We start from the raw sequence: 13,946 nt of genomic DNA, 5'->3' as shown, positions 1-13,946 counted from the left end.
CATTGAACCTGATTACAATAGTCAAGTTTTACGCATCAGCCTAGTAAGGCCGAGACGTGCATTGCGAGGGCTTATGTCGACTGCTTTTACGAATTTTGCCGGGCGTTCGGCAGGCTGGACCGTGCTTGGCCTGTTGGCCGGCCTGTATGCCGCCCAGTCCGTCACCGGCTCGATGGTGCAGACCGCGCTCCCCGTGGTGCTTCGTGATGCCGGAATGCCGCTAGACCAGATCGGCTATCTCGCCGTGCTGTTCCTGCCCTGGGCGCTGAAGTTCCTCTGGGCGCCGCTCATTGACCGGTTCCCGAGTGAGCGAACCTGGATCCTGCTTTGCCAATCCGGCATTATCCTGTGCTTCCTTCTCGCCACCACGCTACCACCGCAGACGCATATGGGCGCGCTGGCAGCGGTCCTGCTCGTCATGGGTGTCTTTGCTGCGACACAGGATGTGGCGACCGACTCGCTCGCCGTCAGAGCCTCGAATGCCGAAACGCGTGGCCTCGCAAGCGGCGCGTCCACAGCCGGTGCCTATCTCGGCTTCCTGATTGGCGGCGGCCTCTGGTTGGTCGTCTATCAGCACACCGGCTGGGCGGTTTCGATGGCCGCCATGGCAGGTTTCGTCTGCCTGCTCACCATCCCGGTTTTCCTGTCGAAGGCAATCATCACCCCGCGCGTTCACGCAACCCCAGGGAAAGGAAAGATCGGTTTCAGGAGAACGTTGCAAAACCGCACCCTGATGTACGGCCTCGTCTTCCTCGTGGTCTATCAGACCGGCCTTCGCATGGGCACGGCGCTTACCGGTCCCTATCTCGTCGACAAGGGTATTGCACTCGATACGATTGGCATTCTGCGCGGCGCCGGTGGTGCGGTTGCCGGCCTCATCGCCTCTTCGCTCGGCGCAGTCTTCGTGCAGGCCGCAGGCATCGCCCGGTCCATCGTGATTGCCGCTATCCTCAACGTCTTGCTGCTTGCAGCCCTGGCTGCTGCCGAATTCACCGGCATCGCCACGTCGATGCTGGCGCTTGGCCTGCTGCTTGCCCAGGTGGCGGCCGTCGCCTTCTCCTTCGTCGCGCTCTATGCCGCCATGATGAACTGGTGCAATCCGGAACAGACAGCAACGGACTTCGCCGCGCTTCAGAGCATCGACGCCATCCTCGCCATTGCCGCCTCCTCCGTTGCAGGCCTGCTCGGAAACGCCTTCGGCTATGGCTGGCTCTTCGCCTCCTCCGCGACCTTCATCGTCGCGGCAATCTTCATCGCCTCCCGTACGCTCGGCGTGTCCGCAAGGACAGCGCAGGGTGTCGTACTATCAGAAAAGGTATCGGAACCATGATGCGTCATCGCTTGTCCGGCGTTTCCCTCCTCGCCCTCGCCGTCAGCCTCTCCCCGCAGATCGCTGCGGCACAGGACAACGCCGAAGCATCCACGCTCGAGCCGATCGTCATCACCGCCACGAAACGCAGCGAGGACTATTTCCTGCTGCCGTCGACGACCGACATCGCCAATGCCGATGAGCTTTTGACCCGAAACATCGAAACGGTCGCCGATCTCGACCGCATCTTTCCAGATGTCAACATTCGCACGCGCTCCAGCCGCGCCTATGCAAATTTCACGATCCGCGGCCAGGCTTCGCTCGACTTCTATAATCCAAGCACGCAGGTCTATGTAGATGGCCTGCCGCAGGACAGCTTCAACCTCACCCGCTCGTTGCCGGGCGGCCTGGAAAGCGTCGAGCTGCTTTACGGCCCACAGGGCACGTTATACGGGCGCGGTGCGATCGGAGGCGTTATCAACATCGTGACCCGCAAGCCCGACAACGAAGGCCGCATCGGCTTCACCTCCAATCTGACCGATCAGGGCGGCGGCGGCACCTTCCATGCCAGTACGCCGATCATTGAAGACGTACTGTATGGCGATGCGAACTTCACGTTCCGCAACGACCACGACACCTACACGACCATGACGGGCGAAGAGGTCGGTGGGACGAAAGACCTCAACGGACAGGTTCGCCTGAGATATGCGCCAACGGATAGCCCATGGGACATGACCGTGACAGCCGGGCGTGGCCATGTTTCCTCCACGGAGGAATACTTTGTCATGGAGTCCATGCTGAAGGACCGCATCGCCTATCCCGCGCCTTCGCAATACGATCTCGACACATGGAACTTCGGCATCAACGCCGCCTATGATCTCGGTTTTGCAACCGTTACGGCGCTCACCGGCTATCAGAAGAGTGACCTCGATCGCACGGTCTTCGGCAGCTACACGCCCGAGAAGCAGTGGACATTGAGCCAGGAACTGCGCATCGCTTCGAACCCCGATCAGGGCAGCGCGATCGACTACGTCGCTGGCCTGTACTATCAGCACCTCGACTTTACGCGCAACGTGCCGATCGCCAGCCAGACGTCGCGGCAGAAGGTCGATTCCTACGCGCTCTTCGGCGATATGACATGGCACGCCACCGAGCGCCTGGATATTTCGCCGGGCCTTCGTCTTGACTACGAACACGCCGCCGCAGACGCGGCAGGACCGGTCACCTTCAGCAATGACAACGGTTTCACCGCGCTTTCGCCGAAGCTTGGCGCAAGCTACGGCCTGACCGACGAATGGCGTGCCTATGGCCTCGTGAGCACGGGCTTCAAGGCCGGCGGCTTCACCCGCAACGTGACCTCCACGAACAACGCCTTCACCTATGATCCGCAACACACCTACAACGGTGAGGCCGGACTGAAGTATCGCAACGATGACGGCACGTTGGAGGCTCAACTCTCGGCCTACTACAACATCACCAAGGACTACCAGATGTTCGTGGACGTGCAGCCTTGGCAGTACCTGCAGAATGTCGGCGAGGTCACGTCCAAGGGCATCAACTTGAAGGTGCGAGCCAAGCCCACCGAGGCGTTCGGCATCACGGCAGGTCTTGCCTACAACCATACGCGCTTCACCGATTACAATAACCCCGTGACACCCGGCCTGGACCTGACTGGCAACACCGTGCCCTATGCGCCTGAATTCACGGCCAATCTTATGCTCGACTACCGCTTCGAGCTGGAAAGCGGACGTGGCGCACTGGTCCCGTATGTCGGCCTCACCTATGTCAGCGAGCACTATTTCGACGAGACCAACACCATTGGCCAGAAGGCCTATGCGCTGGCCGATGTCGGCGTGAAATGGGAAATCGATGAAAAGGTCACGGCCGAAGCTTTCGTGACCAATGTCTTCGACAAGACCTATGCGACTTATGGCTTCCAGTATCCGGGCCTGGGCAATCTCTACCAGCTCGGCCAGGGTCGCACGATTGGCGGCCGCATCAACATGACGTTCTGAGGAGGATAACATGCGTATCCTCATCGTCGGCGGCGGGCCTGCGGGCCTGACCTTCGCAGCCTGCCTGCTTGAACATGGCATCGAGCCGGTTGTCGTGGAAAAGGCGGCCCGCGACCGGACGGGCGGCTATTCCATCGGCCTGCATGTCAACGGCTGGCGTGTTGCCGAGCGCCTTGGTCTCATCGAGGCGTTTCGCGCCAAAGCCATGCCACTCGGCCCCGCCCATCATCTCGACCGACGCGGCCGCAAGCTCTTCTCCTACGACTATCGTGTATTGGCGAACGCGGCGGAAGGCCGCCTCCTCGCCATCATGCGCAATGATTTCCATGAAATCCTGAGCGGCGCCGTTGAGGGCAAGTGCCCGATCCGCTATGAAACGACGGTCGTCGCGCTGGACGATGATGGCGCGGGCGTCACGGCGACCTTCTCCGACGGCAGCACCGACCGCTTCGACCTCGTCGTCGGAGCGGACGGCTATCGCAGCGCTGTCCGGGCGCTGGCCTTTGGCCCCCATGAAGAGTTTCTCCGGCCACTCGGCTACCGGGCCAGCGCATGGCGCGTGTCACTTGCCAGGCCGCTGGACGCGAGTTTCGTCGGCATGATGGATGTCGATCATCAAGGCGGCCTCTATGCCGTCGGAGATGGTACGGCAGCCACGCTCTTCTGTTGGCGGGACGAGCGCACGGATCGGCTCGATCCCGACGCCCGGCGTGCCATTCTGCAGAAGGAGTTCGGCCAATGGCCCGAGCCGGTAGCTTCCGCCCTCACCTCTGCAATCGACTGGGACCAGGCATTCTTCGACACAGTCTCGCAGATCGAGGTGCCGAAATGGTCGAAGGGCCGCATCGCGCTGCTCGGAGATTCCGCCTGGTGCCTCACCTTCCTTGCCGGACAGGGCACGTCCACCGCGATGGCCGGCGCCTATATCCTCGCGGCAGAACTTGCCCGGAAAAGCCATGTGGAAGCGCTCGATAGCTACGAGGCGCGCCTGCGACCGTTGGTGACGAGAATGCAGGCGATCTCGCGCAAGATCGGCGGCCACCTCATCCCGCAAAGCACATTCGGCATGCGCGTGCAGTCGTGGATCCTGCCAATCATGCTCTCACGATGGTTCATCCGGCTCACATCTGGCCGCCTGGCCGCACCGTCCCTGGAACTCGACTGAAATGTCGGTGGCAACCAAGGATCTGGCGCGGGCGGCGCTCTGCAAAGTTGCTTCTCTTGAACGGAAACTCAAGATGAAACGCCGTGAACGGGTGTTGGCGGTCGCGCCACCAAACAACTGAAAGACAATTCTCGGTATCGAGCGACGCCAAAACGCCGCCCCCTGCGCCATGAGCCGCTGTAGCCGCCCATGAGCGCGCTATCAGATTCGAAATTTAGGCGTCGGAGCAATATAAACTTGATTTTCAGATGAGGGTTTTGTCCTGTGCCCCGGCCGCATCTGGCAGCGGTGTGAACATGACGTGACGGCGCAACTCTGAGAAAAAGATGGTGCATCCCGCAGCTTCATCCTCTTCAAGGTTGATCTCCCAACGGCTGGACCGTCGATCATGGCTGGCATCAGCCAGACCATCCTGATGTGTTTGTCGATGGTCGTGATCGCGGCCCTCATCGGCGCGAAGGGATTGGGTGAAGACGTGCTGCACGCCCTGCAATATGCCGCGCAAGGCCAGGGCCTGCTCGCCGGTCCAGCAATTCTCCTATGCGCGATCGTGCTCGATCGGATGGTTCAGGGACACCGGCCAAACTGAGGAGGGGATTGGAGAACGGGCGCGGTACTGCCGACCAAAACATGTCGCGCAATTCAATTGACGCCACGCCGGAGGGCTGCCAGTGCGCGCGACGATCTTTCGCAGGCCGAACGCGGGCAGCTCTTTGCCGGCCATTCGCCGCGTACCGATCTTGCCCCTCGGCCGAACTGACCCGTCGCTACCAGCGCCGGCATGATCGACCGAAACTTGCCGTGCCGACGGCAATGATACCTCAAGAACCGAGCGCTCTCGACAATCCGACGACAACGGGTCCGAGTAGCGGCAGAATAACATTCGAAATAGCATAAGTGACGGTATAGCCGATGACCGGCGTCGAGTTCCCTGCCTGGCCTACCAACGCGCTGATCGTCGGCGTGCTGCAATGCTGGCCGGCGATAATGCCAAGAAGGATCGGCGGCTCGATCTTCATCAGCTTCCACCCGACGAGCAAAGAAACGAATGCCGGCACGGCCGAAACGAGCACGCCGAGAACGGGAAGAATCAGACCGTACTCCATGACCAGGGTCACGGCATCAGGCCCGGCGCCAAGCCCGATGGCGGCGATGAAGACTGCAAGGCCGAAATCCTTCATGAAACCGGCGGCCGCGGTCGGCAGATTGCCATGACGCGGCCTTCGCATGTTCAGCCAGCCGAAGGCGAGACCAGCGATCAACGCACCGCCGCCAGTGCCAAGTGTCAATTCCATCCCAGCGATTTCGGCGGAGAAACGGCCGATCAGCAAGCCGGTGAGCACGCCCAGGCCAAGAACCACAAAATCGGTCGCCTCGCTTGCGGCAACCGGCGCTCCAAGTTCCTTCACCGCCCGCTCAACCGCAGCTTCCGGGCCATAGAGTGTCAGAATGTCGCCGCGCTGCAGGACCGTCTTCGGAAACGCTGGGATCGTCTGCCCCATACGGCGGATGCTCTCGACGAAAAGTCCCCTCGCCATATCGGCCGGAGCGGCGTCGCGCAGATCACGGACATGCATTCCATTGATCTCAGAGCGATTGACGATCACTTCGCGCCGGGCAAGCGGAACCGATATCCCGGCTGGCACCAGTTGCTCCTGGCCAACGGCGGACGCGGCAGCAACCACCGCATTACGCCGCCCATGCAGGATGAGGACGTCGTCGTGCATGATGAGGACATCCCCGGGAGGAGAAAACACTTCTTCTCCCCGCTTTACCCGCTCCACGAAAACCGTCCTGTTCCGGCTGCGCTCGAAGTCGCCAACAGTCATACCGGCGGCAGGACCGGCGGCGAAAGCCCGGCCGACGAAAACCGTGAGGGCCTCAGGATGGTCTTTCTCTTCCTCGACCGCGCCCAGTTGCACGGCAAAAGCCGCAGCCTCCTCGCGAAGGTTGATGCGAAGGATCATCGGCGCAATCTGCGTCGTGAAGACGACGATGGCAACGAGACCAAAGAGATAGGTCAGACTGTAAGCTGTCGCGGTATTGGCCTGTAATTGAAGAATCTCGGCCTCAGGCAACGCAAGATGCCCCAAGGCCTCTGATGCCGTACCGACAACGGCGGACTCGGTCGCAGCCCCTGCGAAAAGCCCGGCGCTGGTTCCCGCATCGAATCCGAATATTACGGTCGCGCCCGCCACCAATGCCAGCACGCAGACGACCTCGATGATCGAAAAGATGCCATAGCGCCATCCGCCCCGGATGTTGGCGAAGAACTGCGGCCCGGCTGAAAAGCCGAGTGCATAGATGAACAGGGCGAAGGCGGTGTTTCTGAGATCCGCGCTGATGCTGACGCCCAGCTGCCCGATGGCCAACGCGACGAAAAGCGTGCCGCAGACCCCGCCAAGCACCACCGGCCCTATCCTCACCCGCCCCAGGAGATGGCCAAGGCCGAGACAAACGAAAAGCGCGATGACGGGATCGGTCAGTAGGGCCATGATCTCTCCGGGCAGCCGGAAGTGTATGCGGCTCCCTGGCCGGGAGCCGCATCGTTCAACTCAGCCCTTTTTCTTCCAGGCTACATGGTATTCATCGGCCATTTTGCGCAAGGCGCGGCCGATGCGGGCATACTCATACTCGTTGAGATTGGCGAGCGAGGCCCGACCCGACGGATGCTGCGTCCCAAAGCCACGCCCAGGCAACAGGACAATGCCCGTCTCGTCAGCAATCCGGAAAAGCAGCTCGTTCGGCCCGAAGCTCTTCTTTACCCATGCAGCGAACTCGGAGCCGTAAAGCGCTTCCGAAACCTTCTCCATGTCGAGCAGGGTATAATAGTCTACCGAGTTTTCGTCGTCCGGCATCTCGATGCCGAGCTCCGCGTAAAGCGCGGCCTGACGGCGGCGGATAACGCCCTTCAGGGCCGTCTTGTAGCTGTCGCTTTCGTCCATCAGCGCAAACAACGAGAAGAGCACCATCTGGACCTGCTGTGGCGTCGATAGGCCCGCAGTATGGTTCAGTGCCACGGTACGGCTGTCAGCGACGAGGCGGTCGATCAGTTTCAGACCGGGTACATCGGTCGTTATCGAGGAGTACCGACGCTCCAGCATAGCCTTGTCCGCGTCGGGCAACGCGGCCAGCGCAGCGTCCAGCACATTTCCTTGCCGAAGCGCCACAGCACCAAGCCGCCAACCGGTCGCACCGAAATACTTCGAATAGGAGTAAACCAGGATCGTGTTTTCCGGGCAGTCCGCGAACAGCGAGCGGAAATCATTGGCAAAGGTGCCATAGACATCGTCGGTCAGGATCATCAAATCCGGCCGGTCGTTCTTCACGATCTCAGCGATCTTGTTCAGGCTGCGGTCGTCCAGTTTCACCGAAGGCGGGTTCGACGGATTGATGCAGAAGAAGATCTTGATCGCCGGATCCTTCAGTTTTTCCAGCTCGCTGTCAGGATATTGCCAGCCGTTTTCCGGATCCGCGTTGATCGATACCTCCTCCAGGCCGTAGACGTCGAGCTCGGGGATTTCGATGTAGGGTGTGAAGACCGGCATGCCGATCGCCACCTTGTCGCCAGCCTTGACCAGCTGGTTTTGCTTCAGCGTGTCGAAGATGTAGGTCATGGCGGCTGTACCGCCCTCTACCGCGAAGACATCGACATCCTGTGCCGATATCTGACCACCCACCATCTCGCGCATCAGGTACTGGCGCACGATCTGCTCGCTCACGCGCAGCATCCGTGGAGGCACCGGGTAGTTGCAGCCCAGAATGCCCTCGACAACTTCATGCAAGAAGTCCGATGCCGAGAGACCAAGCTGGTCGCGTACATAGCTGAGCGCGCGGCCGAGGAAGACGACACCTTCCTGATCGCGATGCTCGGCGATGAAGCGTTCGAACCGCGCCTCAATGCCTTCAATCCGCGGCAACCCGCCGATGCCATGCTGCATGTAGGAATAGGACAGTTCCGATTCCGCCGTGGCGAACAGTCCTAGTCGGAAAAAGGCGCGCCGCGGGAGCGTGGCGAGGAAATTCGGGTTGCCTCTCCCGGCATTCAGCATCATGCGATCTGTCTTGCTCGAGGCCAGCTTGATGAGTTCGTCCTTCAGTTCGAAGGGGCTGAGCTGTGCGAATTGGCTGTAATCGTTCATCGTTTCAACTCCGGTTAACGATTAGACCAGCGCCACGACCAGAGGGCCGAGCAAGGTCAGGAACACGTTGGCAAGTGCATAGGTAATGGCAAAAGACGTGGTTGGAACAGAATTTCCGGCCTTGTCGAGAATTTCGCCGAAGGCTGGATTGGCGCTACGCGATCCGGAGAGCGCGCCGGCGAAGACCGCCACATTGTCGTAACGCAGGATGTAGCGTCCGACGAGCATGGTCAGGACAAGCGGAAGGATGGTGACGACGACACCGATCAAGAAGATCGACAATCCGCTCTGGGCGATGGTCTGTACCGCTTGCTGCCCGGACTGGAGACCAACGACGGCGACGAAGCCGGCAAGGCCAAGATCCCGCAGGAGGGTCGAGGCACCGGTCGGCATATTGCCAATGGCCATGTGGCGGCTGCGATACCATCCGAAGGCAAGACCCGAAAGCAGCGCACCGCCCCCTGCCCCCAGCGTTAGGGGAATAGAACCAATGCGCAGCACCAAGAGCCCGGCGAGAAGGCCGGCGACGAGGCCGAGCCCGTGGAACACGAAATCCGTCTTGTCGCTGGGAATGATGGCCGGACCGACCCGCCCGGCGAGGCGCTGCAGGTCTTCCTGCACGCCATGGACGGTCACGATGTCGCCAGCTTCGATCACCGTGTCGTTGGAAAGCTCCAGCTTCGCTCCGGCCCGGCTGACACCGAGAACATAGATTCCGTGTCGAAGGTTCTCGCTCTTGGATAGGATCTCCGCCACCTTCTGGCCAGCGAACTCCTTGTCGGTAATCTGAATATCACGGGTGGTGACAATCAGCTCCATGCCGTCGGCGCCGGGTGTTTCCGTTCCGATCCGCGCCTCCAGCCCAATCACACCCGAACGGCGGCCGACGACGAGGATGAGGTCATCACGTTTCAGCGTCAGACCAGGCTCGATGCCGATGATCTTGCCGCCGCGTTTGACCCGTTCGACCGTGACCGCACCAGCCCCTTCGACCGCGGCTACAGTCTGGCCTGCTGCCGATTCCACGCGGTAAACACGGCCAACCAGCTCCGGGAGGGCTGGCGCCTCGCCCTGGCCATAGATGCGCGCACCCTTCAGCATCTCTGCCTCAGCCTTGACCGCATCATCGCGAATGCTCCGCTTCATCAGCCAGGGCAGAAGGTTGACACAAACAATGATCGCCCCGAATGAACCAAAAATATAGGTGACGGCATAGCCAATGGCGACGTTCGACTGGAGTTTCTGGACCTCATCCGCAGCCAGCCCTAGCTTTTCAATGGCCGAGCTTGCGGTGCCTATGATCGCCGATTGCGTCAACCCGCCCGCTGCGATACCTGCCGCAAGCCCTTTGTCGAGCGCGAAGAGCTTGGCGAGGACCACAACGGTCGCCAAGCCGCTGAGCGACAGAACGGCTGCCATGACGATCTCGCGGATCGACTGTCGCCCGAGTGAACGGAAGAACTGCGGGCCGCTCTCGAAGCCCACGGCATAGATAAAAAGAGCGAAAAGAACGGCCTTGATGCCGTCGTCGATTTTGACGCCGACCTGACTAATGACAACCGCGACGAGAAGTGACCCCGCCACGCCGCCTAGCTGGAATTTGCCGAACTGGAACTTGCCGATCCAGTAGCCGCCTGCAAGCGCAAGGAATAAGGCGATGATCGGTGATTGTTCGAATATACCTGTCAAGAGCGACATAACACTATCCTTTTTGAGGTTCCGATCCGAACGAATCTCGATCCCGAATTAGATCTGGGCTAGCTCTGAAACGCATGCGCCGAATGGCACGCGGCATATTTGGCAGAATATAACCTTCTGTCCAGACTCAACTTCTTGGCGATCGAATTATTTCTCCACCCCTCGGGAGGATGCGCGAGTGGGCGAGATACACGTGGATTTTTCCGAGATGGACCGGGCGCATCGATTTGCCGGACATCCAATGCGCGCCGGACTAACTTCCCAGCCGGACCCGGTGAGCGAAGGGTAGAGTCTCCGCCAAAGATGTTCGCAACTCATTGTTTGTCCTCGTCTTCGGCATAGGAAACCTCTGCGTCCGGGCAACATCGGGGGCCTCAGACATCAAAAACGGCCTTCGAGACGGGCTTGTGAATTACTTTCGCGGCCTGGTCAGCAGTCATCATGCCACCGATCCAAAGATCCGCCATCGAACGCCGCAGTGACGTCTGCCCCTCACAGCCGCTACAACACCTTAAATGGCAATGCCGTCTTGACCGAGCCAGCCGGTCTCGGCGTCTCGACCATGCCCCAGCTCGGCAGCTCAGTCGAGACGGTCTCCACTAGCGACACGGCCAACGGTGCGATCGCCCCGAAGAAGTGCCCCGGCGCCTTGTTTTGTGATCATGGAAGCTTGTTCAAGCGCACCGATTGACCAGACAACGGCACCGCAGGCGCTTGTTCGTCCTCATCAGCTCACGACGCATCCATCAAAACAACTCGGTTGCCCGGGTTCGGACCCGCTTTCAGGCGCGTGAGCGCTTCCGGCAAAGCCTCGAAGGAAGCGGTCTCGACGATTTGGGCATCGAAACGACCTTCGAGGATATCCTTGGCAATAGACGCGCCAGCAGCGACGAGATTGGCCCATTGCCAATCGTCCCCATGACTGTGCATGGCGTTTAGACCAACCTCGTGCAGTGAGATCGTGGTCGTAAAGGCGGGGAGCGGCGCATTTTCCTGCCGATCCTGAATGCAGACGAGATGACCGTTCGCCGTCAGAAGAGGCGCCAGCGAAGCGGCATGTGCGCCGTTCACCATGTCAAACACAGCCTGTAGCGGCTGGGCACGCGTTCTTTCTCTGATTTCCTCGCGCCATTGGGGGCTGCGATAGTCAGTTGTGGTCGCCGCGCCGATACGCAGCACTCTTGTGGCCTGCGAGGAAGAGCTGACAGCATGAACGATCCAGCCACGGGCGCGCGCCAGCTGCAGCAGGGCGCCACCGACCGCACCGGACGCGCCCGTTACCAGGACATGGGCACCGGGACCGAGTGGAACCTTCGACACGGCTTGGAATGCCGTCAAGCCGGGGCACGGGATGGTTGCCGCAGCAGCAAACGGCAGTGACGTCGGCAACGGGATCAACGCCCTTGCCGGCACCACGGTGTATTCGGCAAATGAACCCGGCTGAACCAGATCGTTGTGATAGGCCACACGCGCGCCGAGCGCGATGTGAAAGACGCCCTCGCCCAACGCCTCAACCTCACCTGCGCCATCGACCCCGGGAACATGCGGCCATTCCCAGGACGGATGCCCCCATTCGATAAACTTCCAGTCGACAGGGTTGAGGCCGATCGCACGATTGCGCACGAGCACTTCGCCCTTGCCGGGTACCGGTCGTGGCCGTTCTTCCAGACGCAGGACATCCGGGGCGCCGGTTTCATGATGAACCCAAGCTTTCATCTCATTATCCTTTCAGCAAACGGAATAGCCACCGTCGATCGGCAGCATGGTCCCCGTGACATAAGCGGCATCTGGCGACAGCAGGAAGCGAATGACCGAGGCGATTTCAGAGGGTTGCGCCCAGCGTCCCATGGGGATGCGGCCGTTGATGAGTCCTGCCCGCTCGCCATCTGTGCGGGCACGCGCCGACATGCGCGTTTCCACCCAACCTGGCGCCACGGAATTGACCCGGACGCCCTTTGGCGCCCAGGCGACGGCCATCGAGCGGGTGACGGCCGCCACCGCACCCTTGCTGGCCGTATAGGCCGGCGCGCCGGCCGAACCGAAAATCGCCCACATCGAGGCGAGCATGACGATCGAACCGCCCGCCGCCTCCAGACGCGGCAAGAGGGCATTTGCGAGTGCGAAACCAGCACTGACATTCACCTTCATCACCGCGTCAAAGTCCGCGATCTGCCATTCCTTTTCATGGCGGAGGATGCCTGCGCAATGAACGAAACCATGCAAGCCGTTCTCGCCGTCAAGCGCCGAAAGCATGGCGACAGTGTCCGTCACATCAGCCTTATGGAAACGGATATCTTCCGGCAGATCGTCATCGCGATCGAGGCCGACAGCAATCACCCGCCACCCCTCCGACAGAAGGCGTTCGGCTGTAGCGCGACCGATACCGGTACCGCCACCAGTGATAACAGCAAGACGACCGGTCATGCTTCGACACTCCTTGCCACAGCCTTCTCCTCGACCCGCAGGATGGCATTCACGAGCATTTCCGCATCAACTTCAAACGGCATGTTCTTCGCGTGCCGCACGGCGAGCGTCGCGTCGGCAAGTGCGAGAAGATCGCTGTGCGAGGGTTGGGACAGGCCCATAGCGCGCAGAGAAAGAGGCAGCCCGACGGCATCGTACAGGCGCACCAGTTCGGGCGGAGGCTCGATCCCCAGCGTTTCGAAATGAATGATCAGCGCCCAGGCAACCTGGATGCCATGTAAGACCTCGCCACCACCGGGAAGAAGCGGAATGCCTCGGGTCAGCGCGTGGGGCAGAGAAAGCCCTCCGCTTTCGAAACCCAACCCAGCCATGAGGATCATCGCTTCGACGGAGGCTTCAAAATCCTCCGTTACCGCGCCGGTTCCGACGACCGACCAGGCGGCCGCGCCATGGCGCACGAGCGTGTCATAGCAGGTTTCCGCGATGCTGTGGGCAAGCCGTGTCGAGCTCGCCAGAAACATTGTTCCGCCACCACTTCTGAAGCAGGCGTCCGCCTCGAACTTCTTGGCGACCGCATCGCCAAGCCCCGCAAGAAACAGCGCCTTGGGCGCCATCGAGAGGATTGTCGTGTCGACGATCACGAAATCCGGATTACGCATAAGATGGCGCACTTCGAGAAGGCGGTGCGCATCGTCGTAGAGTACGAAATTCTTGGAGGTTGGAGCATCATTGGAGGCGACCGTCGGCAAGGTGATGAGGCCGCCGCCGATACGCTCGGCAAGCGCCTTGCCGGCATCGATCGCCCGCCCGCCACCGGCCGCAATGACGATGGAAACTGGGCTCGTCATCCGGGTTTGCAGGTCCTGACCGGTCGTTCTGCCCAGCTCGCCGGAGAACGAAAGCGTCTCGAGCGCGACGCCCGCGGCTTTGCAGCTTTCTTCCACCTGCCCGGCGAGCATGTCGCGGATCGCTCCGTCTATGACGAGGACGGCGCTGGAGCCAAGAGTTGCAGCACAGTCACCCACCAGCCGCCAGGCGTTCTGCCCCTGGATGTAGCGACCCGGCGCACCGAAGACGGTGACGCTCGTATCGAACATCTCCATAATGGGCTTGTGTTTCAACCGCATTTTGATTTCCTCCGCGCATTCGCGTTTACATGATATATGATATATTTTAAGATAGATGCTGTTTCA

11 protein-coding genes are annotated in these 13,946 nt (G+C 60.7%); 5 read left to right on the top strand and 6 right to left on the bottom strand.

The window, feature by feature from the left end; translation table 11 throughout:
- The first annotated feature begins 73 nt into the window (after positions 1-73).
- From MUO32_RS25395 to MUO32_RS25380, 4 genes are all read left to right on the top strand, one after another.
- On the top strand, positions 74-1,330 hold the full coding sequence (locus tag MUO32_RS25395) for an MFS transporter (RefSeq protein ID WP_257951164.1): 1,257 nt from the start codon (positions 74-76) through the stop codon (positions 1,328-1,330).
- Entirely contained in the window at positions 1,327-3,324 is a 1,998-nt protein-coding gene (locus MUO32_RS25390; protein WP_257951163.1) for a TonB-dependent receptor, read from the top strand. The genes MUO32_RS25395 and MUO32_RS25390 overlap by 4 nt, the downstream gene beginning before the upstream one ends.
- A 10-nt stretch (positions 3,325-3,334) precedes the next feature.
- Complete coding sequence (locus MUO32_RS25385) at positions 3,335-4,489, top strand: FAD-dependent monooxygenase (protein WP_257951162.1); 1,155 nt, start codon at positions 3,335-3,337, stop codon at positions 4,487-4,489.
- 388 nt (positions 4,490-4,877) lie between these two features.
- Positions 4,878-5,078, top strand: a complete 201-nt coding sequence (locus MUO32_RS25380; protein ID WP_257951161.1) for a hypothetical protein — start codon at positions 4,878-4,880, stop codon at positions 5,076-5,078.
- Positions 5,079-5,310: 232 nt separating this feature from the next.
- Here MUO32_RS25380 and aspT (MUO32_RS25375) read toward each other — a convergent pair whose 3' ends face one another.
- Genes aspT (MUO32_RS25375) through aspT (MUO32_RS25365) form a run of 3 tightly spaced genes read right to left on the bottom strand, consistent with a single transcriptional unit; the run spans position 5,311 to position 10,329 of the window.
- Complete coding sequence (aspT, locus tag MUO32_RS25375) at positions 5,311-6,984, bottom strand: aspartate-alanine antiporter (protein WP_257951160.1); 1,674 nt, start codon at positions 6,982-6,984, stop codon at positions 5,311-5,313.
- Between the two features lie 60 nt (positions 6,985-7,044).
- Positions 7,045-8,631, bottom strand: coding sequence for a bifunctional aspartate transaminase/aspartate 4-decarboxylase (locus tag MUO32_RS25370; protein ID WP_257951159.1), 1,587 nt, complete (start codon positions 8,629-8,631; stop codon positions 7,045-7,047).
- A gap of 21 nt (positions 8,632-8,652) precedes the next feature.
- A complete protein-coding gene (gene aspT / locus MUO32_RS25365) occupies positions 8,653-10,329 on the bottom strand; it encodes an aspartate-alanine antiporter (protein WP_257951158.1) in 1,677 nt (558 codons plus the stop codon).
- 529 nt (positions 10,330-10,858) lie between these two features.
- Here aspT (MUO32_RS25365) and MUO32_RS25360 point away from each other — a divergent pair.
- Positions 10,859-11,020: a hypothetical protein gene (locus MUO32_RS25360; protein WP_257951157.1), complete on the top strand. Its 162-nt coding sequence runs from the start codon at positions 10,859-10,861 to the stop codon at positions 11,018-11,020.
- 41 nt (positions 11,021-11,061) lie between these two features.
- Here the strand turns inward: MUO32_RS25360 and MUO32_RS25355 are convergent, their stop codons facing one another.
- The 3 genes from MUO32_RS25355 to MUO32_RS25345 are packed head-to-tail and all read right to left on the bottom strand — an operon-like array spanning position 11,062 to position 13,880.
- Positions 11,062-12,045, bottom strand: a complete 984-nt coding sequence (locus MUO32_RS25355; RefSeq protein WP_257951156.1) for a zinc-binding dehydrogenase — start codon at positions 12,043-12,045, stop codon at positions 11,062-11,064.
- Between the two features lie 12 nt (positions 12,046-12,057).
- Positions 12,058-12,753: an SDR family NAD(P)-dependent oxidoreductase gene (locus MUO32_RS25350; RefSeq protein WP_257951155.1), complete on the bottom strand. Its 696-nt coding sequence runs from the start codon at positions 12,751-12,753 to the stop codon at positions 12,058-12,060.
- The gene (locus MUO32_RS25345) at positions 12,750-13,880 is read right to left on the bottom strand and encodes an iron-containing alcohol dehydrogenase (protein WP_257951154.1); all 1,131 of its coding nucleotides are present in this window, start codon (positions 13,878-13,880) and stop codon (positions 12,750-12,752) included. The genes MUO32_RS25350 and MUO32_RS25345 overlap by 4 nt, the downstream gene beginning before the upstream one ends.
- Between the last annotated feature and the right edge of the window lie 66 nt (positions 13,881-13,946).

The sequence above is a fragment of the Shinella sp. CPCC 101442 genome, from assembly GCF_024704725.1.
Taxonomy (GTDB): Bacteria; Pseudomonadota; Alphaproteobacteria; order Rhizobiales; family Rhizobiaceae; genus Shinella.
The sequence above is the reverse complement of the archived record's forward strand: the minus strand, read 5'-3'. Positions and strand labels throughout refer to the sequence as shown.

Excerpts from the sequence above, each read along its gene's own strand:
- MUO32_RS25395 (WP_257951164.1), top strand. The coding sequence starts at position 74 with ATGTCGACTGCTTTTACGAATTTTGCCGGGCGTTCGGCAGGCTGGACC.
- MUO32_RS25390 (WP_257951163.1), top strand. The coding sequence starts at position 1,327 with ATGATGCGTCATCGCTTGTCCGGCGTTTCCCTCCTCGCCCTCGCCGTC.
- MUO32_RS25385 (WP_257951162.1), top strand. The coding sequence starts at position 3,335 with ATGCGTATCCTCATCGTCGGCGGCGGGCCTGCGGGCCTGACCTTCGCA.
- MUO32_RS25380 (WP_257951161.1), top strand. The coding sequence starts at position 4,878 with ATGGCTGGCATCAGCCAGACCATCCTGATGTGTTTGTCGATGGTCGTG.
- aspT (WP_257951160.1), bottom strand. The coding sequence starts at position 6,984 with ATGGCCCTACTGACCGATCCCGTCATCGCGCTTTTCGTTTGTCTCGGC.
- MUO32_RS25370 (WP_257951159.1), bottom strand. The coding sequence starts at position 8,631 with ATGAACGATTACAGCCAATTCGCACAGCTCAGCCCCTTCGAACTGAAG.
- aspT (WP_257951158.1), bottom strand. The coding sequence starts at position 10,329 with ATGTCGCTCTTGACAGGTATATTCGAACAATCACCGATCATCGCCTTA.
- MUO32_RS25355 (WP_257951156.1), bottom strand. The coding sequence starts at position 12,045 with ATGAAAGCTTGGGTTCATCATGAAACCGGCGCCCCGGATGTCCTGCGT.
- MUO32_RS25350 (WP_257951155.1), bottom strand. The coding sequence starts at position 12,753 with ATGACCGGTCGTCTTGCTGTTATCACTGGTGGCGGTACCGGTATCGGT.
- MUO32_RS25345 (WP_257951154.1), bottom strand. The coding sequence starts at position 13,880 with ATGCGGTTGAAACACAAGCCCATTATGGAGATGTTCGATACGAGCGTC.